The sequence below is a fragment of the Enterobacter cloacae complex sp. Mu1197 genome, assembly GCF_040059225.1.
GTDB lineage: Bacteria > Pseudomonadota > Gammaproteobacteria > Enterobacterales > Enterobacteriaceae > Enterobacter > Enterobacter quasiroggenkampii.
The window spans coordinates 1,037,089-1,056,673 of the sequence record NZ_CP157375.1; the positions used below are offsets into that span (position 1 = coordinate 1,037,089).

Genomic DNA, 19,585 nt, shown 5'->3' on the forward strand with positions numbered 1-19,585 from the left:
ATTAACCGGGCTTTTTTTCACGCCTTGAGCGCCTGCTCGACCTCGAAGCGGTTGGTCACCTTGCTGTCAATTTTGACGTAAGCGCTGCGCTCTTCGGGAACAATCAGCACCTCTGTGACCCCGTCTTTAGCTTCCAGACGCTGTTTCAGCGCATCGCTAATCTCCAGATCATCCGGAATTTCTACGCGCAGGCTGCTCACGTAGCGCGGCTCTTTCATGGTACCGGCGACCAGCAGCCAGACTGTCGCCAGCAGCGCCCCCGCGAGAAACACGGTTTGTGAATCAAACAGGCCGTCCAACCAGCCGCCAAGCGAGCCGCCGATCGCCACGCCGAGGAACTGGCTGGTGGAATAAATGCCCATTGCCGTGCCTTTGTAACCGGCGGGGGACTCTTTGCTGATCAGCGACGGGAGCAGGGCTTCCATCAGGTTAAATGCCAGGAAGAACAGCTGCACGCCAGCAATCAGCTCCCAGAAGTGCGGGCCGGCACCCCAGAGCACGATCTCGGCAATCAGCAGGACCGCCACGCAGCCCACGAAGACGCGCTTCATTTTGCGCTTCACTTCGGCGTAGATGATGAACGGCACGACGGAGACAAACGAAATCAGCATCGTAACCAGATAGATTTTCCAGTGCTCAGCCGCCGGGAAACCCGCTGCGGCAAGCTGGCCGGGCAGGGCAACAAAGGTCGACATCAGCAGAATGTGCAGACACATAATGCCAAAATTCAGCTTAAGCAGGCGCGGCTCGACAATCACTTTGCTGAAGCAGCCTTTTACCATCCCCGACTCACGGTTGAGGACGTGGTTTTTGCTGTCCGGAACCACCCACAGGGTTAAGGCTATACCGATGGTCGCCAGCACGGCAATCATCCAGAACAGGGCGTGCAGACCCAACGTGTGCGTAATGATGGGGCCCAGCACCATCGCAATCGCAAACGTCACGCCAAAGCTCACGCCGATGAACGCCATCGCTTTGGTACGATTTTGCTCGCGGGTTAAGTCTGACAGCAGCGCCATCACCGCGGCGGCAATCGCACCGGAGCCCTGCAGAGCGCGGCCAAGAATAATGCCCCAGATGGAGTGGGAGAGGGCGGCAATGACGCTTCCGAGCACAAAGACCAGCAGCCCGCCGACAATCAGCGGTTTGCGGCCCACCCGGTCAGAGAGCAGACCAAACGGGATTTGGAACACCGCCTGCGCCAGACCATAAATGCCAATGGCGAGGCCAATCAGCGCCTCGCTGGCCCCCTGCAGCGCCATACCGTACGTGGTCAGAACAGGCAGGACCATAAACATGCCAAGCATCCGTAGCGAGAAGACAGTCCCTAAGCCCCAGGTCGCGCGTAGCTCGCCTGGCGTCATTTTATAATCGTTCATTACCACCTCAGTTCAAAAGCAGGCCATAGTGTAGTGCGGGGAAGGGGCGGGGTAAATAAAGGGTTATTTAACAAATATTACATGCGTTATTAATAGATTCAGTGAATAAAAAAGGGGTGCCGAAGCACCCCTTTATTCACCTGTTGTGGCTTACCAGACGTAAGTCAGCAGGTTATGTGAATCCGGCACCATGAAGTCCACGGACATCATCACGGACAGTGAAGTAATGGCCACAATCGAGAACACAAACAGCTTGCGCGCCCAGACTTTGTCATCTTCCACTTTGTAACCGCGCAGCGCCATGCCGAGCCACCAGACGCTCACCGCAGCCGCTACCGCCAGATATTTGTATCCAGCGTAACCACCCAGAGAGAGCATCAGCGTTGCCACGGCAAAGGCGATGATGTACAGCGTGATGTGGTTCTTGGCAACGGAGATGCCTTTCACGACCGGCAGAACCGGGATGTTCGCTGCCTGATAATCCTTAAAGCGGAAAATCGCGATGGCATAGGAGTGCGGCATCTGCCACAGGCTAAAGATAGCCAGCAGGATCAGCGCACCGCTGTCGAACTCATTCGTGACCGCGCAGTAGCCAATCACCGGCGGCGCAGCGCCGGAGAGAGAACCAATCAGCGTGCCGTAGACGGAGTGACGCTTCATATACAGGCTGTAGACGCCCACATACACCACGAACCCCATAACCCCCAGCCAGCAGGCCAGCGGGTTAGCACCAAACCACAGCAGCATAAAGCCAGCAATACCCAGCAAGGTGGCGTACACCAGCGAGACGGAAGGGGCGATCAGGCCTTTCACCAGCACCCGATTTTTGGTCCTTTCCATCTTCTTGTCGATATCCATGTCGATGTAGTTGTTAAATACACAACCGGACGCAACAACCAGTGACACACCGACCAGCGTGTAGATAAAGAGGGTGTAATCAATGCTGCCTTTGGAGGCCAGCAGGAACCCTCCGATCACGGAGATCAGGTTGCCAAAGATGATGCCTGGTTTCGTTACTTGCAGGTATTGCTTAAACATACTCGCCGCTCTTAGTGAACCATCATGTTGTAGTTGAGGTTCCACATAATCCAGATGGAACCGACTACCAGGATAGCGATGATAATCACGGTAAAGATAAAGGCGGTCATGTTCCAGCCTTCATCGGACTTGGTGTTCATGTGCAGGAAGCAAACCAGATGCACCAGAATCTGAATCACCGCGGTCACCAGGATTGCACCCAGGATAACCGGCTTAGACGCAGAACCGCTCATCACCATCCAGAACGGGATCACCGTCAGGATGATCGACAGGATGAAACCTGTCATGTAGGTTTTTACGCTGCCGTGGGAAGCGCCATGATCGTTAGAATGACTCATTACATCGCCCCCATCAGATAGACTACAGAGAACACACAGATCCACACCACGTCCAGGAAGTGCCAGAACAGGCTCAGGCACAGGATACGGGTACGGTTAGTACTGGTCAGGCCGCGACGGGAGATCTGGAACATCAGTACTGCCATCCAGATCAGACCGGAGGTCACGTGCAGACCGTGGGTGCCGACCAGCGCGAAGAACGCGGACAGGAAGCCACTGCGATCCGGGCCGAAGCCTTCCATGATCAGGTGATGGAATTCATAGATTTCCATCCCGATAAATCCAGCACCAAACAGCCAGGTCAACGCCAGCCAGGACACAACCTGGCTCTTGTTGTTTTTGTACATGGCGATAGCCGCCATGCCGTAGGTGATGGAGCTGAATAACAGCAGTGCGGTTTCAACCAGAACGAACGGCAGTTCAAAGATGTCCTTGCCGGTCGGGCCGCCCGCTGTGCCGTTCACCAGAACGGCATAGGTCGCGAACAGACAGCAGAACAGAATGCAGTCGCTCATCAGGTAGATCCAGAAACCGAAGACTTTGGTCGGTCCTGTATCGTGGTGCGCATGCTCATGCGCGTGGGCAGTTGAGTGCGCCAGAGTATCAGTTGCCATTTTTCAGCCCCGCTTTAGAAATCTCGTCGAAATGCTGATTTTCCAGCTTCTCAACTTCACGGACTGGTACGTAGTAGTCCACGTCCTCGTCAAAGCTCTTCACAATCCAGCTGATTACGATGCCAGCGAAGCCAACAATCGCCATCCACCAGATGTGCCAGATCATTGCGAAACCAAATACCGTCGCGAAAGCGGCAATCACGATGCCCGCACCGCTGTTTTTCGGCATGTGGATCTCTTCGTAATGAGCAGGTTGCTTGTACGCTTCACCTTTTTCTTTCATTTCCCAGAATGCGTCGCGTTCATGAACCTGCGGCACGATGGCAAAGTTATAGAAAGGCGGTGGAGAAGAGGTCGCCCACTCCAGCGTACGGCCACCCCATGGGTCACCGGTCAGGTCACGGTTCTGGTCGCGGTCGCGAATAGACACGTAGAACTGAATCAGCTGAGATGCGATACCACAGGCAATCAGCACGGCACCGCCCGCTGCAACCATCAGCATTGGGTGGAACTGCGGATCGATCTGCTGGCTCAGACGACGGGTCATACCCATGAAGCCCAGCACGTACAGCGGCATAAATGCCACGAAGAAACCGATGATCCAGAACCAGAACGCGCGTTTACCCCATTTCTCGTTCAGCGTGAAGCCGAACGCTTTTGGCCACCAGTAGGTTACGCCAGCGAAGCAGCCGAAGACCACGCCACCGATGATAACGTTATGGAAGTGCGCAATCAGGAACAGACTGTTGTGCAGAACGAAGTCAGCACCTGGTACCGCCAGCAGTACGCCGGTCATCCCACCTACGGAGAAGGTCACGATGAAGCCGATGGTCCACAGCATTGCTGAGTGGAACACGATACGGCCCTGGTACATGGTGAACAGCCAGTTGAAGATCTTCACCCCGGTTGGGATGGCGATAATCATGGTGGTAATACCGAAGAAGGCGTTTACGTTCGCGCCCGCACCCATGGTGAAGAAGTGGTGCAGCCAAACGATGAACGACAGAACGGTAATACATACGGTTGCCCACACCAGAGAGGTGTAACCAAACAGACGTTTACGCGAGAAGGTTGCTGCGATTTCGGAGAACACACCGAACACAGGCAGAACCAGGATGTACACTTCCGGGTGACCCCAGGCCCAAATCAGGTTGATGTACATCATCATGTTGCCACCCATATCATTCGTGAAGAAATGGGTGCCCAGGTAGCGGTCCAGGGTCAGCAGCGCGATGGTGACGGTCAGGATTGGGAAGGAGGCAATAATCAGGATGTTGGCGCACAGAGATGCCCAGGTAAATACCGGCATCTTGAACATGGTCATGCCAGGGGCACGCATCTTGATAATAGTCACGAAGAAGTTGATACCGGTCAGGGTTGTACCGACACCGGAGAGCTGAAGCGCCCAAATCCAGTAGTCGACGCCAACGCCCGGACTGTACTCAATTCCTGACAGCGGTGGGTAAGCCAGCCAGCCGGTCTGCGCGAATTCGCCCACACCCAGTGACAGGTTAACCAGGATAACGCCGACAACCGTGAACCAGAAGCTCAGGTTGTTCAGGAACGGGAACGCCACGTCGCGCGCGCCGATTTGCAGCGGAACGACCACGTTCATCAGACCGATAACCAGCGGCATCGCCACGAAGAAGATCATGATAACGCCGTGGGCGGTAAAGATCTGATCGTAGTGGTGCGGTGGCAGGAAGCCGGCTTCACCCGCAGAGGCGAGTGCCTGCTGGCTACGCATCATGATTGCATCCGCAAAGCCACGAATTAACATGACGATACCGACGATGCAGTACATGATACCGAGTTTTTTGTGGTCAACCGAAGTCAGCCACTCGTTCCACAGGTAGCTCCACTTACCGAAGTAAGTGATTAAGGCCAGTAAGGCCGCGCCACCAATGATAATTGCAGCCACCGTAACCACGATAATCGGTTCATGGTAGGGCACTGCATCCAGTGTCAATTTTCCGAACATTTTCTTCCTCGGCCCCTTAGTGAGCGGTTTCCGCGTGGCTCATGTCCATGCCTTCCATACCTTCGTGCGCGCTGTGCTCGCCTTCAGGCTGGGTCATGTCCATGCTCTTGCCGTGATCCATAAATTTGCCAATCACATCTTTGAACAAATCGGGTTTCACGTTAGAGAAGTACTCCACCTTGTTGTATTCGCTAGGTGCAGCCACTTTTTCGAACGCCGCCATGTCAGACATGGTGTTTGGAGACTGCTTCGCTTTTTCAACCCACTGGTCGAAAGCGGCACGGTCTGGCGTTGCAATAGCTTTGAACTTCATACCTGAGAAGCCCGGGCCGCTATAGCTGGCGGAGATACCATCATAGGTGCCTGCTTCATTCGCGATCAGGTGCAGGTTAGTCTGCATACCGGCCATCGCGTAAATCTGGCTACCCAGACGCGGGATGAAGAAGGAGTTCATTACGGAGTTGGAGGTCACTTTGAACTGAACCGGAGTGTTCGCCGGGAAGGCGATTTCATTCACGGTAGCAATACCCTGCTCTGGATAGATGAAGAACCATTTCCAGTCCATGGAGACCACTTCGATGGTAATAGGTTTTTCATCGTGAACCAGCGGCTTGCTCGGCTCAAGTGCGTGAGTGGTTTTCCAGGTCAGTACGGCAAGGAACAGGATGATCAGGATAGGTACCGTCCAGACCACAGCTTCCACTTTATTGGAGTGTGACCAGTTCGGGCTATACTTCGCATCTTTATTGCTCGCACGATACTTCCAGGCGAAACCAACAGCCATCAAAATGGCTGGAATAACCACAATCAACATCAGGCCAAAAGCCGTCAATATCAGTGAACGTTGTTCCAGTCCAATCTGTCCTTTGGGGTCTAGTAGTGCAGAATCACAGCCACTGAGTAATACAGTGCCTGCGAATAATGACAACCATCCCAAACTTTTATTGTATTTCCTGAGTCTCATTTAACGACCTCAATTCCACGGGAGTCTGGTGGCGTTTAAAGTGTGCGGGCATTTTACGGGAAGGTTACATTACTGTAAACATCATTAGGCCTGTGTCAGGAAGGTGTTACCGGGTTCTGCCGCACGTGTCACAAGTGTTGCAAATTATGTCGGTTTTTATGACCGAAGCCGCATGAGATGGGCTTTATAACGAAAGGACCCCCAAGCATACCCTAAAAGGGGCAATTGGTATAACCATTGTTAAAAATAAACAAAAAATTAACAATTAATTATCAATAAAAAGACATCTAAAAAACGAAAAATCAAACTATCACATGCTGAATCGTTTAATGAAAAATAGCGTTTTGGAACCGGAGCCAATAATTTCCAAATCCTATCCCGCACAAAACAACAAATATTTTTTTTCGTCGCTGGTGGCTATTTCACCGTTATAATTTCGGTTAGTGATTACAACGGGAAATAACCTTTCGTATTTTTCTTCAGGTCAGCTGCGTTTTACGCAACGCCATGAAATCGAGTAGACCCCCGGTCAGGATCCCAACAATGGCCAGCAGGGCACCGGCGTCCAGCAGAAGGGCCCCGAAGGGGAGTGCCAGAGACGTGCTGGCATTAATAATGAGCACCACAAGCCAGAGTGCCAGCGCAATGCAGCCCACCATTAACAGTCGTAACGCAAAACGGTAGGCGCGGTGATATTCGGTGCGCGGCATAAAGTGTTCGGTCCGCTGGGTATATTCCAGCGTCTGGCGACACACCAGCAGCAATAAAATCCCCGGCACGGCAGCCACGACCGAGAAGAGATAAAATGTTGGCCAACCGTGGGCTTCCACGAACCAGCCGGCAATTGGGCCTACATAAACGCGGCCTACGGCAGAGAGCGCAGAGAGCAGTGCGAACTGCGTAGCGGAAAATGACTTGTTGCACAGGGTCATCAGCAGGGCGACAAAGGCCGCTGTCCCCATACCGCCACAGAGATTTTCAAAAAATACCGCCGCAGCCATGCTGATTGTATGTTTGTCGGTAATCGACAGCAGCCAATAGCCTGCGTTAGAGGCGCCTTGCAGAATGCCGAAGATCAGCAGCGCGCGGAACAGCGTCAGGCGCTGCATCAGCACGCCGCCATACAGTGCCCCGACAATGGTCGCAAACAGCCCCAGCGTTTTATTCACCACGCCCACTTCACCGGCGTCAAAGCCGACACCCCTGATCAGGAAGGTGGTGGTCAGGCTCATGGCAAAAGCGTCACCCAGCTTATAAAGGACGATAAGCAGCAGGATCAGCCAGGCGTTGTTGCGGCCAAAGAAGTCACGCAGCGGTTCGGCGACGGCCTGCTCCAGCGAGCGGGGAACCGGGATAACGTCACTCGGTTCAGGCGCCAATAGCGTCGCGATAATGCAGGGGAGCAGCAGAGCAGCCATTAGCCAGTACATCCCCTGCCAGCCTAGGTAACGGTCTGCCAGCCACAGCGCCAGCCCGCCGGAGACCAGCATCCCGAGGCGATAGCCCAGCACGCTGATGGCCGCACCGGCACCGCGCTCTTCCGCTGGTAACACGTCCGTCTTCCAGGCGTCGAACACGATATCCTGAGAGGCGGAACAGAAGGCAATCACCACCGCAAGCGCGGCCATCCAGCGCAGCTGCGTGGCGGGTTCAAGAAAACCCATCGCCGCAATGGCCAGCAGCAGCAGGAGCTGCGTCATCACCAGCCAGCCGCGACGACGCCCGAGGAAAGGTGGCGTGTAGCGATCCATGACCGGAGACCACAGAAACTTGAATACATAGGCCTGACCCACAAGCGAGAAGAAGCCAATGGTTTTCAGATCGATGTTCTCGACCGTCATCCACGCCTGAAGCGTGCCGGAGGTGAGCGCGAGGGGTAAACCCGAGGCAAAGCCGAGGATCAGCAGAATCGCTGATTTCGGTTGCTGGAAAATGCGTAAGTAATGGCTGGACATGTTCTTATAAAACTGACCCGGCGATAGACCGGGTCAGCGGGCAGGATTAACGCGCGTTCTGCTTGATGAAGTCGTGAATGCTGGTGTCCTGCGCCATGTCGGAAATGGTATCCGTCAGCACGCTGTTAACCGCATCAGCAATATTTTTATTCGATGCCTGGAACGCGCCTTCTACAGAGTAGCTCGCGCGATAGTTCTTGGTCATCTTGTTACCGTTCTTCGCGGTCGCGATGATGGCGATATCCGCTTTGGTGGCGATGTTGTAGCGCACATTGCCCTGAGACACGTCAGCGTAGAGGTTGTTCACGATGATCTGCAGATCCACCGCGCCGCTTGGGCCAACCATATAGCCACGGGAGGTCATCTGTTTCTCCAGCACTTCCTGCAGCAGGAAGCGCAGGTCGCGGGAGGCGGTGAGCGTCACCTGCTGGTTATCACGGGTCACTTTTGCCAGGGCCTGATCCTGACGCTGGTCGGCGCCGTTAATGCTCACGGTGACGCCCATCAGGCTTGGGTCCTGCTGAGGCAGGGTGATTTTCGGTGAGACATCAATGGTGGTCGGCGGGGTAGCGCAGCCTGCCAGCATAAAAAGGGCTACCAATGGAAAGAAGAGTTTTTTTAACATTTTAAGGTTCTCACGAATCGTAAGCATAATAGAGAGAAAAATTGCCGCCATCATAACATCGCCAACGGTCAGGGGAAGTGGTCAACGCATGTAAATTCATCGTCTTGTCCGAAAACTGACCAGCTCACCCATTTTCTCCTTCCACGGATGACAAAAGGTATGAGCCTCACAGTGAACTTCATTCGTTTGAATGAGAAAATCAGACGAAAGCTAAATATTTGTTGTCAAGGTGTAATGGAAACGGTAAAAGCGGCTAATATTTAAAGGGATGGGTGACATCCTGGCGTTGTCGGAGGAGTAATTTCATGATGATACGTGAGCATATAGAAGATAAATTAAGGGCAGCGTTCAACCCTGTGTTCCTCGAAGTCGTCGACGAAAGCTATCGTCATAACGTACCGGCAGGTTCTGAAAGCCACTTTAAAGTGGTTCTGGTTAGCGATCGCTTCACGGGAGAACGTTTCCTGAACCGACATCGCTTGATCTACAGCACCTTGACGGAAGAGCTCTCCACGACCGTGCATGCGCTGGCACTGCATACCTACACCATTAAGGAATGGGAAGGCTTGCAGGATACGGTTTTCGCATCGCCGCCCTGTCGCGGTGCAGGCACTATCGCCTGATAAATCGGATTTGCAACGGCTGGAGCTTTTCCAGTATGTTGCTTAGAGATTTCCTCAAAACGGCCTCCGGGCCGTTTTGTTTTGTCTGAGTTTTGAGCGGATGGTGCGATTTTAAGGCTAAAAATAGCCTTAAAGTGTGAAAAAAGCCGCAGCAACATGCCCCAACCGTTCTCGACTCACCTAAGTGATGCCGCTATAATGCCGCGTCTTATTGAATGTCTTCGGGATGATTCTGGCGACAGGGAATGTGAATCTGCACTAAGAGAGCATCCCGGTATAACAGACAGATTCAGAGTTGACCGAGCACTGTGATTTTTTTGAGGTAACAAGATGCAAGTTTCAGTTGAAACCACTCAAGGCCTTGGCCGCCGTGTAACGATTACTATCGCTGCTGACAGCATCGAAACTGCTGTGAAAAGCGAGCTGGTCAACGTAGCAAAAAAAGTACGTATTGACGGCTTCCGTAAGGGCAAAGTACCAATGAATGTTGTTGCTCAGCGTTATGGCGCTTCCGTGCGTCAGGATGTGCTGGGTGAACTGATGAGCCGCAACTTTATCGATGCGATCATCAAAGAAAAAATCAATCCGGCCGGTGCGCCAAACTACGTTCCAGGCGAATACAAACTGGGCGAAGACTTCACCTACTCCGTAGAGTTCGAAGTGTACCCGGAAGTTGAGCTGAAAGGTCTGGAATCTATCGAAGTTGAAAAACCGATTGTCTCCGTGACTGACGAAGACGTTGACGGCATGCTGGACACCCTGCGTAAGCAGCAGGCGAACTGGAAAGAGAAAGAAGGCGCTGTTGACGCGGAAGACCGTGTGACCATCGACTTCACCGGTTCTGTAGACGGCGAAGAGTTCGAAGGCGGCAAAGCGTCTGACTTCGTACTGGCAATGGGTCAGGGTCGTATGATCCCAGGCTTCGAAGACGGTATCAAAGGCCACAAAGCGGGCGAAGAATTCACCATCGACGTGACCTTCCCTGAAGAGTACCACGCTGAAAACCTGAAGGGTAAAGCAGCGAAGTTCGTCATCAACCTGAAGAAAGTGGAAGAGCGCGAACTGCCAGAACTGACTGAAGAGTTCATCAAACGTTTCGGCGTGGAAGACGGTTCTGTTGCTGGCCTGCGTACCGAAGTGCGTAAAAACATGGAGCGCGAGCTGAACGGTGCTGTGCGCAACCGCGTGAAGTCTCAGGCGATCGAAGGTCTGGTGAAAGCCAACGAAATCGACGTTCCTGCTGCCCTGATCGACAGCGAAATCGACGTTCTGCGCCGTCAGGCTGCACAGCGTTTCGGTGGCAACCAGCAGCAAGCGATGGAACTGCCACGCGAGCTGTTCGAAGAGCAAGCGAAACGTCGCGTTGTGGTTGGCCTGCTGCTGGGCGAAGTGATTCGTACCCACGAGCTGAAAGCTGACGAAGAGCGTGTGAAAGGCCTGATCGAAGAGATGGCTTCTGCATACGAAGATCCATCAGAAGTGATCGAGTTCTACGGTAAGAACAAAGAGCTGATGGACAACATGCGCAACGTAGCCCTGGAAGAGCAGGCGGTTGAAGCGGTACTGGCGAAAGCGAAAGTGACCGAAAAAGCGACCTCTTTCAACGAACTGATGAACCAGCAGGCGTAATTTCGCCCCAACGGTTTAAAGTTTGAACAGAAAACCCGTTGCCTTGCGGCAGCGGGTTTTTTTTATCGCAGCCAGAGCCCAGGAAGAGTGCTAAAACGCCCTTTCGGTGTTAGCGTAACAACAAAAGGTTGTTATGCTTGAAATAGGGCACTGTGAACCCCATAAGTACGTAATCATGATGAATGAGACTGGCTGATAATCCGTCCGTAAGGTTACAATCAGTACAGCAGGTGTTTTCAATTTTGATCCAGGAGACGGAAATGTCATACAGTGGCGAACGAGATAACTTTGCACCCCATATGGCTCTGGTGCCAATGGTTATTGAACAGACCTCACGTGGTGAGCGTTCTTTTGATATCTATTCCCGTCTGCTCAAGGAACGCGTTATCTTTCTGACCGGCCAGGTGGAAGACCACATGGCTAACCTGATCGTGGCGCAGATGCTGTTTCTGGAAGCGGAAAACCCGGAAAAAGACATTTACCTGTACATTAACTCCCCGGGTGGCGTGATTACAGCAGGGATGTCCATTTATGACACCATGCAATTCATCAAACCGGATGTCAGCACGATCTGTATGGGTCAGGCAGCATCTATGGGCGCGTTCCTGTTAACCGCAGGGGCGAAGGGTAAGCGTTTCTGCTTGCCAAATTCCCGCGTGATGATTCACCAGCCGCTGGGCGGTTACCAGGGGCAGGCGACGGATATCGAAATCCACGCCCGCGAAATTCTGAAAGTAAAAGCGCGCATGAATGAACTTATGGTGCAGCATACGGGTCAACCTCTCGAGCAGATCGAGCGCGATACCGAGCGCGATCGCTTCCTCTCTGCTTCAGAGGCAGTTGAGTACGGCTTAGTCGACTCCGTGTTGACCCATCGTAATTGATGCCCGCGACGCGAGTGTGCCGCTATACTAAGGTAGGGCGGCACGCTGCTTGATGCAGCTTGCGTCTTAGAATGGCATTTGCGTCGTCATGTGCGGCACAAAGAACTTAAAAAGAGGTTTGGACTCATGACAGATAAACGCAAAGATGGTTCGGGCAAACTGCTGTACTGCTCTTTTTGCGGCAAAAGCCAGCATGAAGTGCGTAAACTGATTGCCGGGCCGTCCGTGTATATCTGCGACGAATGTGTCGATTTATGTAACGACATCATTCGCGAAGAGATTAAAGAAGTCGCACCGCACCGTGAGCGCAGCGCGCTGCCAACGCCGCATGAAATTCGTCATCACCTTGACGACTACGTCATCGGTCAGGAGCAGGCCAAGAAAGTGCTGGCGGTAGCGGTCTATAACCACTACAAACGCCTGCGTAACGGCGACACCAGCAATGGCGTAGAACTGGGTAAAAGTAACATTCTGCTGATCGGTCCAACCGGTTCCGGTAAAACTCTGCTGGCTGAAACCCTGGCGCGTCTGCTTGATGTTCCGTTCACCATGGCGGATGCCACCACCCTGACCGAGGCCGGTTACGTGGGTGAGGACGTCGAAAACATCATCCAGAAACTGCTGCAGAAGTGCGATTACGACGTACAGAAAGCCCAGCGCGGGATTGTTTACATCGATGAGATCGACAAGATCTCCCGTAAATCCGACAACCCGTCCATCACCCGTGACGTATCGGGTGAAGGCGTACAGCAGGCACTGCTGAAGCTGATCGAAGGTACGGTAGCCGCCGTTCCACCACAGGGTGGTCGTAAACATCCTCAGCAGGAGTTCCTGCAGGTTGATACCTCCAAGATCCTCTTCATCTGTGGCGGTGCGTTTGCCGGTCTGGATAAAGTCATCTCCCACCGTGTTGAAACCGGCTCCGGCATTGGTTTTGGCGCAACGGTGAAATCGACGGCTGAAAAACCGAACGAAGGCGAGCTGCTGTCTCAGGTTGAACCGGAAGATCTGATCAAATTCGGTCTGATCCCTGAGTTCATCGGTCGTCTGCCGGTTGTGGCAACGCTGAATGAGCTGAGTGAAGACGCGCTGATCCAGATCCTGAAAGAGCCAAAAAATGCGCTGACCAAGCAGTATCAGGCGCTGTTCAATCTGGAAGGCGTTGACCTGGAATTCCGCGACGAAGCGCTGGATGCCATTGCCAAAAAAGCGATGGTCCGTAAAACCGGTGCTCGTGGTTTGCGTTCTATCGTTGAAGCGGCACTGCTCGACACCATGTACGATCTGCCGTCGATGGAAGACGTTGAGAAAGTGGTGATTGACGAGTCCGTCATCAGCGGTCAAACCAAGCCGCTGCTGATTTACGGTAAACCGGAAGCCCAGCAGGCATCTGGCGAATAATTCACCAAATCATACAAGCAGTTAATCAAAAAGGGGGGATTTTATCTCCCCTTTACTTTTTCCGTATTCATAGCGTTGAATGTGTGGGAAACATCCCCATATACTGGATACATGTTAATGGTTATGTGAAGCACAGTGACATGACCAGCTTACCTGGCGGACACTAACTAAGAGAGAGCTCTATGAATCCTGAGCGTTCTGAACGCATTGAAATCCCCGTATTGCCGTTGCGCGATGTGGTGGTTTATCCGCACATGGTCATACCCTTATTTGTAGGGCGGGAAAAATCTATCCGTTGCCTCGAAGCCGCTATGGATCATGATAAAAAAATCATGCTGGTGGCGCAGAAAGAAGCATCAACGGATGAGCCGGGTGTAAACGATCTTTTCACCGTCGGGACCGTGGCCTCTATTTTGCAGATGCTGAAGCTGCCTGACGGCACCGTGAAGGTGCTGGTTGAAGGCCTGCAGCGTGCGCGTATTACCACTCTGTCAGACGACGGCGAACATTTCTCTGCCAAGGCAGAGTACCTTGATTCGCCTGAACTTGATGAGCGCGAGCAGGAAGTACTGGTTCGCACCGCGATTAGCCAGTTTGAAGGCTACATCAAGCTGAACAAGAAAATCCCACCAGAAGTGCTGACGTCGCTGAACAGCATCGACGATCCTGCACGTCTGGCGGACACCATCGCTGCCCATATGCCGCTGAAGCTGGCTGACAAACAGTCTGTGCTGGAAATGTCCGACGTTAACGAACGTCTGGAATACCTGATGGCGATGATGGAGTCCGAAATCGATCTGCTGCAGGTTGAAAAGCGTATTCGCAACCGCGTGAAAAAGCAGATGGAAAAATCTCAGCGTGAGTACTATCTGAATGAGCAAATGAAGGCCATTCAGAAAGAACTGGGCGAGATGGATGACGCGCCGGACGAAAACGAAGCGCTGAAGCGTAAGATCGACGCGGCGAAGATGCCGAAAGAGGCGAAAGAGAAAGCCGAAGCCGAGCTGCAGAAACTGAAAATGATGTCTCCAATGTCGGCTGAAGCGACCGTTGTACGCGGCTACATTGAGTGGATGGTGCAGGTTCCGTGGAACGCCCGCAGCAAGGTCAAAAAAGACCTGCGTCAGGCGCAGGAAATCCTCGATACCGACCACTACGGCCTGGAACGCGTGAAAGACCGCATTCTTGAGTACCTCGCGGTACAAAGCCGTGTAAACAAAATCAAAGGCCCAATTCTGTGCCTGGTAGGACCGCCAGGGGTGGGTAAAACCTCTCTGGGTCAGTCCATCGCTAAAGCGACCGGACGTAAGTATATCCGTATGGCGCTGGGTGGCGTGCGCGATGAAGCGGAAATCCGCGGTCACCGCCGTACCTACATCGGTTCTATGCCGGGTAAATTGATCCAGAAGATGGCGAAAGTGGGCGTTAAAAACCCGCTGTTCCTGCTGGATGAGATCGACAAGATGTCGTCGGACATGCGTGGCGATCCAGCGTCTGCCCTGCTGGAAGTACTTGATCCAGAACAGAACGTGGCGTTCAGCGATCACTATCTGGAAGTGGACTACGACCTGAGCGACGTCATGTTCGTGGCGACGTCGAACTCCATGAACATTCCGGCTCCGCTGCTGGACCGTATGGAAGTGATCCGTCTCTCCGGTTACACCGAAGACGAGAAGCTGAACATTGCTAAACAGCACCTGCTGCCGAAACAGATTGAGCGTAACGCGCTGAAAGCCAACGAGCTGACCGTCGAGGACAGCGCGATTATTGGCATCATTCGCTACTACACCCGTGAAGCGGGCGTGCGTAGCCTTGAGCGTGAAATCTCTAAACTCTGCCGTAAGGCGGTGAAACAGTTGCTGCTGGATAAGAGCCTGAAACACATTGTGATTAACGGCGATAATCTGCATGCCTATCTCGGTGTTCAGCGCTTCGACTACGGTCGCGCAGACAACGAAAACCGCGTTGGCCAGGTGACCGGTCTGGCATGGACGGAAGTGGGCGGCGATCTGCTGACCATCGAAACCGCCTGTGTACCGGGTAAAGGTAAACTGACCTACACCGGCTCGCTGGGTGAAGTGATGCAGGAGTCCATTCAGGCGGCGCTGACCGTGGTGCGCGCGCGCGCGGAGAAACTGGGGATCAACCCTGATTTCTACGAAAAACGCGACATCCACGTGCACGTACCTGAAGGGGCGACGCCGAAAGATGGTCCAAGCGCGGGTATAGCCATGTGTACCGCTCTGGTTTCTTGCCTGACAGGGAACCCGGTGCGTGCCGATGTGGCGATGACCGGTGAGATTACGCTGCGTGGCCAGGTTCTGCCGATTGGCGGCTTAAAAGAAAAACTGCTGGCGGCACACCGCGGTGGGATCAAAACCGTATTGATCCCTTACGAAAATAAACGCGATCTGGAAGAGATTCCGGACAACGTGATTGCCGACCTGCAGATTCATCCTGTTAAGCGAATTGAGGAAGTTCTTAGTCTCGCATTGCAGAATGAACCGTCAGGAATGCAGGTTGTAACCGCAAAATAGTGACCTCGCGCAAAGAGCGTCAATAAAAACAAGGCTGGTAAGTCATTTCGCACTTGCCAGCCTTTTTTTGTATAGCTAATTTAGATTGCTGATTAGGTCAGCCATCAACAACGGGTGTTGTAAGGTCATGGCAGGCCTGATATAACTGCTGCGCGGTCGCGTTGTGAAGGATTCAGGCGCGATATAAATTATAAAGAGAGGAAGAGAACAGTGAATAAATCTCAACTGATTGACAAAATTGCTGCTGGTGCTGATATTTCTAAAGCTGCAGCTGGACGTGCGTTAGATGCATTAATTGCTTCTGTTACTGAATCTCTGCAGGCTGGGGACGACGTTGCACTGGTAGGCTTCGGTACTTTTGCTGTTAAAGAGCGTGCTGCCCGTACTGGCCGCAACCCTCAGACCGGTAAAGAGATCACCATTGCTGCCGCTAAAGTGCCGGGTTTCCGTGCAGGTAAAGCGCTGAAAGACGCAGTAAACTGATTGCTTTCCCGTTTCAGGGAAGCCGGATAGTACAAGGGCGCATCGTTTGATGTGCCTTTTTTGTTTGTCCAGACCTGATTTGTGCGAGTTTATGCGAGTTGTGGGCTGACAATCGCCCCGTTTTCTTGTCACAATACGACTTTACGCGCGACGGGCAGGATTTTCCGTCAGCGTCAGGTAACCAGTCACCTACAGCGGAGTGTTGTTACACCATGATGGACAGCTTACGCACGGCTGCTAACAGTCTCGTGCTCAAGATTATTTTCGGTATCATTATCGTGTCGTTCATATTGACCGGCGTGAGCAGTTACCTTATTGGCGGTGGCGCGAACTATGCCGCAAAAGTGAATGGCCAGGAGATCAGCCGCGGTCAGTTCGAGAATGCTTTTGCCGGTGAACGTAACCGTATGCAGCAACAGCTGGGCGACCAATTCTCTGAACTGGCAGCGAACGAAGGGTACATGAAGACCCTGCGCCAACAGACTCTGAACCGTCTTATCGACGAAGCGCTGCTGGATCAGTATGCCAAAAAACTGGGCCTTGGCATCAGCGATGAGCAGGTGAAAAAAGCCATTTTCTCCACGCAAGCCTTCCAGTCTAACGGTAAATTCGACAACGCGCGTTACAACAGCATCGTCAACCAGATGGGGATGACGGCCGATCAGTACGCGCAGGCTCTGCGTAACCAGCTGACCACTCAGCAGCTCATCAATGCCGTTGTCGGCACTGATTTCATGCTCAAAGGTGAAACGGATGAACTGGCCGCGCTGGTAGCACAGCAGCGCGTTGTACGTGAAGCGACCATTGATGTGAACGCCCTTGCCGCGAAACAGCAGGTGAGCGACGCTGACGTTAACGCTTATTACGAGCAGAACAAGAATACCTTTGTTTCTCCAGAGCAGTTCCGTGTGAGCTACATCAAGCTGGATGCTGCCGCGCTGCAGGAAACCGCGTCTGACGCGGAAATCCAGTCTTACTATGACCAGCATCAGGATCAGTTCACACAGCCGCAGCGTAACCGCTACAGCGTGATTCAGACCAAAACCGAGGCGGATGCCAAAGCGGTACTGGATGAGCTGAACAAAGGCGCTGATTTCGCGACCGTCGCGAAAGCGAAATCCACCGACATTATCTCGGCGAAAAACGGCGGCGATATGGGCTGGCTGGAAGACGCGACCACGCCGGACGAGCTGAAAAATGCCGGCCTGAAAGAGAAAGGCCAACTGTCTGGCGTCATTAAATCTTCCGTAGGTTTCCTGGTCGTGCGTCTGGACGACATCACCGCGGCGAAAACCAAGCCGCTGGCTGAGGTTCGCGACGATATCGCGGCGAAAGTGAAACAGGAAAAAGCGCTGGATGCCTACTATGCGCTGCAGCAGAAGGTGAGCGATGCTGCCAGCAACGACAACGAATCTCTGGCGGGTGCCGAGCAGGCGGCTGGGGTGAAAGCGGTTGAGACGGGCTGGTTTGGCCGTGACAACCTGCCGGAAGAGCTGAACTTCAAACCGGTTTCAGATGCCATCTTCAACGGTGGTCTGGTCGGCGAGAACGGCACGCCGGGCAGTAACTCTGACATCATTACCGTCGATGGCGATCGTGCGTTTGTGCTGCGCGTCAGCGAGCACAAGCCAGAAGCGGTCAAACCGCTGGCGGAAGTGAAGGATCAGGTCGTCGCTCAGGTTAAGCACAACAAAGCGGAACAGCAGGCGAAGCTGGATGCTGAGAAGATTCTGGCCGATCTGAAAGCGGGTAAAGAGGATGCGCTGAAAGCGGCTGGCCTGAGCTTCGGTGAGGCGAAAACGCTGAGCCGTACCGGTCAGGATCCAATCAGCCAGGCCGCGTTTGGCCTGGCTCTGCCTGCGAAGGACAAGCCAAGCTTCGGTACTACCACCGATGCGCAGGGTAACGTCGTTCTGCTGGCGCTGGATGAAGTGAAAGCCGGTACCCTGCCAGACGCGCAGAAGAAGGCGATGGTCCAGGGGATTACCCAGAACAATGCTCAGATTGCCTTCGAAGCCATGATGAGCAACCTGCGTAAAGATGCCAAAATTAAGCTGGGCGACATCATCACTCAGCAGCAATAATTACGTATCTGCTCGCAGATTTTCGTAACGCACTGCAATAACTAAAGGCCGCTTTCGCGGCCTTTTCCATTTATGCACTCTGCTGTTTGTGCCGGTTTTCTCGGGCGGCTATCGTGACGGGGCTGTCAACAAACAAGGAGATAACAGCATGAAATGTGGAATCAAAGCACTGTTAATTACGCTGGCTATTGCCACCTCCGGGATGAGCGCGGGGGCGCTGGCGGTGACGCCTGCCGCCAAACCACAGACGACACAGAGCAAATCCGACGCAGCAACGCCGGCGCAAGGGCAGACTAAAGCGACCGAAGCCGGTAAAAATGCGGACGATGATGGTACGCGGGTCAGCATCAATTCAGCTTCTGCCGAGGATCTCGCCCGCGTGATGAATGGCGTCGGACTGAAAAAAGCGCAGGCTATCGTCAGCTATCGTGAAGAGTATGGTCCTTTCAAAACGGTCGACGATCTCAAACAGGTTCCGGGCATGGGGAGCGCGCTGGTTGAGCGCAACCTCTCACACCTGACGTTGTAATCACGCAATTTCTTGCACTGCGGCAAAAATTTGCCAGGATAAAGAGGTCATACCAGTTATGACCTCTCATCCTACAATAACAGTAAAGGCTATTGCGCTATGCAGACAAAAATCAAAGTACGTGGTTTTCACCTCGACGTTTACCAGCATGTGAACAATGCCCGTTACCTGGAGTTTCTTGAGGAAGCGCGCTGGGACGGGCTGGAAAACAGCGAAAGCTTTCAGTGGCTGACCGCGCACAACATCGCGTTCGTGGTCGTCAATATCAACATCAACTACCGTCGTCCGGCCGTGCTGGGCGATGTGCTCACGGTGACCAGCCAGGTGCAGCAGATTAATGGCAAAAGCGGCGTGTTAAGCCAGGTGGTGACGCTCGATCCCGAAGGGCAGGTGGTCGCTGATGCGCTGATTACTTTTGTCTGTATCGATCTGAAAACGCAGAAAGCGTTGCCGCTGGAAGGGGAATTGCGCGAAAAGCTGGAGCTGATGATCGCGTAGGAATTTGTCTTTTATAAAAGACA

At 53.3% G+C, this 19,585-nt stretch carries 17 protein-coding genes; 9 read left to right on the forward strand and 8 right to left on the reverse strand.

Translation table 11 applies throughout. The features are described 5' to 3' along the window. Window positions 1-17 precede the first annotated feature (17 nt). The 8 genes from ABFV38_RS04845 to ABFV38_RS04880 form a co-directional block, all read right to left on the reverse strand. Window positions 18-1,379, reverse strand: a complete 1,362-nt coding sequence (locus ABFV38_RS04845; protein ID WP_348958665.1) for an MFS transporter — start codon at window positions 1,377-1,379, stop codon at window positions 18-20. Window positions 1,380-1,529: 150 nt separating this feature from the next. Next, complete coding sequence (gene cyoE / locus ABFV38_RS04850) at window positions 1,530-2,417, reverse strand: heme o synthase (protein ID WP_013095848.1); 888 nt, start codon at window positions 2,415-2,417, stop codon at window positions 1,530-1,532. A gap of 11 nt (window positions 2,418-2,428) precedes the next feature. Then, entirely contained in the window at window positions 2,429-2,755 is a 327-nt protein-coding gene (locus ABFV38_RS04855; protein ID WP_006176899.1) for a cytochrome o ubiquinol oxidase subunit IV, read from the reverse strand. Then, the gene (locus ABFV38_RS04860) at window positions 2,755-3,369 is read right to left on the reverse strand and encodes a cytochrome o ubiquinol oxidase subunit III (RefSeq protein WP_008503324.1); all 615 of its coding nucleotides are present in this window, start codon (window positions 3,367-3,369) and stop codon (window positions 2,755-2,757) included. The genes ABFV38_RS04855 and ABFV38_RS04860 overlap by 1 nt, the downstream gene beginning before the upstream one ends. Continuing rightward, window positions 3,359-5,350, reverse strand: a complete 1,992-nt coding sequence (cyoB, locus tag ABFV38_RS04865; protein ID WP_014168864.1) for a cytochrome o ubiquinol oxidase subunit I — start codon at window positions 5,348-5,350, stop codon at window positions 3,359-3,361. Before cyoB ends, ABFV38_RS04860 begins: the two co-directional genes overlap by 11 nt. Window positions 5,351-5,366: 16 nt before the next feature. Further along, entirely contained in the window at window positions 5,367-6,314 is a 948-nt protein-coding gene (cyoA, locus tag ABFV38_RS04870; RefSeq protein WP_008503322.1) for a cytochrome o ubiquinol oxidase subunit II, read from the reverse strand. A gap of 479 nt (window positions 6,315-6,793) precedes the next feature. After that, window positions 6,794-8,269 carry a muropeptide MFS transporter AmpG gene (ampG, locus tag ABFV38_RS04875; RefSeq protein WP_348958667.1) on the reverse strand — a complete coding sequence of 492 codons (1,476 nt, stop codon included), beginning with the start codon at window positions 8,267-8,269 and terminating at the stop codon, window positions 6,794-6,796. 46 nt (window positions 8,270-8,315) lie between these two features. Further along, window positions 8,316-8,894 (reverse strand): lipoprotein, encoded by a 579-nt coding sequence (locus ABFV38_RS04880; RefSeq protein WP_028017643.1) that lies wholly within the window; start codon window positions 8,892-8,894, stop codon window positions 8,316-8,318. A gap of 305 nt (window positions 8,895-9,199) precedes the next feature. Between ABFV38_RS04880 and bolA the strand changes: the two genes are divergently transcribed. The 9 genes from bolA (at window position 9,200) to ABFV38_RS04925 (ending at window position 19,562) form a co-directional block, all read left to right on the forward strand. Further along, a complete protein-coding gene (gene bolA, locus ABFV38_RS04885) occupies window positions 9,200-9,517 on the forward strand; it encodes a transcriptional regulator BolA (RefSeq protein WP_021241655.1) in 318 nt (105 codons plus the stop codon). 330 nt (window positions 9,518-9,847) lie between these two features. Continuing rightward, window positions 9,848-11,146, forward strand: coding sequence for a trigger factor (gene tig, locus ABFV38_RS04890; protein WP_008503318.1), 1,299 nt, complete (start codon window positions 9,848-9,850; stop codon window positions 11,144-11,146). A gap of 260 nt (window positions 11,147-11,406) precedes the next feature. Continuing rightward, window positions 11,407-12,030 (forward strand): ATP-dependent Clp endopeptidase proteolytic subunit ClpP, encoded by a 624-nt coding sequence (gene clpP / locus ABFV38_RS04895; RefSeq protein ID WP_348958668.1) that lies wholly within the window; start codon window positions 11,407-11,409, stop codon window positions 12,028-12,030. 126 nt (window positions 12,031-12,156) lie between these two features. Next, window positions 12,157-13,431 carry an ATP-dependent protease ATP-binding subunit ClpX gene (gene clpX / locus ABFV38_RS04900; RefSeq protein WP_045909778.1) on the forward strand — a complete coding sequence of 425 codons (1,275 nt, stop codon included), beginning with the start codon at window positions 12,157-12,159 and terminating at the stop codon, window positions 13,429-13,431. 182 nt (window positions 13,432-13,613) lie between these two features. Beyond that, the gene (gene lon, locus ABFV38_RS04905) at window positions 13,614-15,968 is read left to right on the forward strand and encodes an endopeptidase La (protein WP_023334706.1); all 2,355 of its coding nucleotides are present in this window, start codon (window positions 13,614-13,616) and stop codon (window positions 15,966-15,968) included. A gap of 210 nt (window positions 15,969-16,178) precedes the next feature. Next, on the forward strand, window positions 16,179-16,451 hold the full coding sequence (gene hupB, locus ABFV38_RS04910; RefSeq protein ID WP_002444653.1) for a nucleoid-associated protein HU-beta: 273 nt from the start codon (window positions 16,179-16,181) through the stop codon (window positions 16,449-16,451). 212 nt (window positions 16,452-16,663) lie between these two features. Continuing rightward, window positions 16,664-18,535: a peptidylprolyl isomerase gene (gene ppiD / locus ABFV38_RS04915; protein WP_348958671.1), complete on the forward strand. Its 1,872-nt coding sequence runs from the start codon at window positions 16,664-16,666 to the stop codon at window positions 18,533-18,535. Window positions 18,536-18,683: 148 nt separating this feature from the next. Then, on the forward strand, window positions 18,684-19,064 hold the full coding sequence (locus ABFV38_RS04920) for a helix-hairpin-helix domain-containing protein (RefSeq protein ID WP_348958672.1): 381 nt from the start codon (window positions 18,684-18,686) through the stop codon (window positions 19,062-19,064). 99 nt (window positions 19,065-19,163) lie between these two features. Beyond that, window positions 19,164-19,562 (forward strand): YbgC/FadM family acyl-CoA thioesterase, encoded by a 399-nt coding sequence (locus ABFV38_RS04925; RefSeq protein ID WP_024906822.1) that lies wholly within the window; start codon window positions 19,164-19,166, stop codon window positions 19,560-19,562. Window positions 19,563-19,585 lie beyond the last annotated feature (23 nt).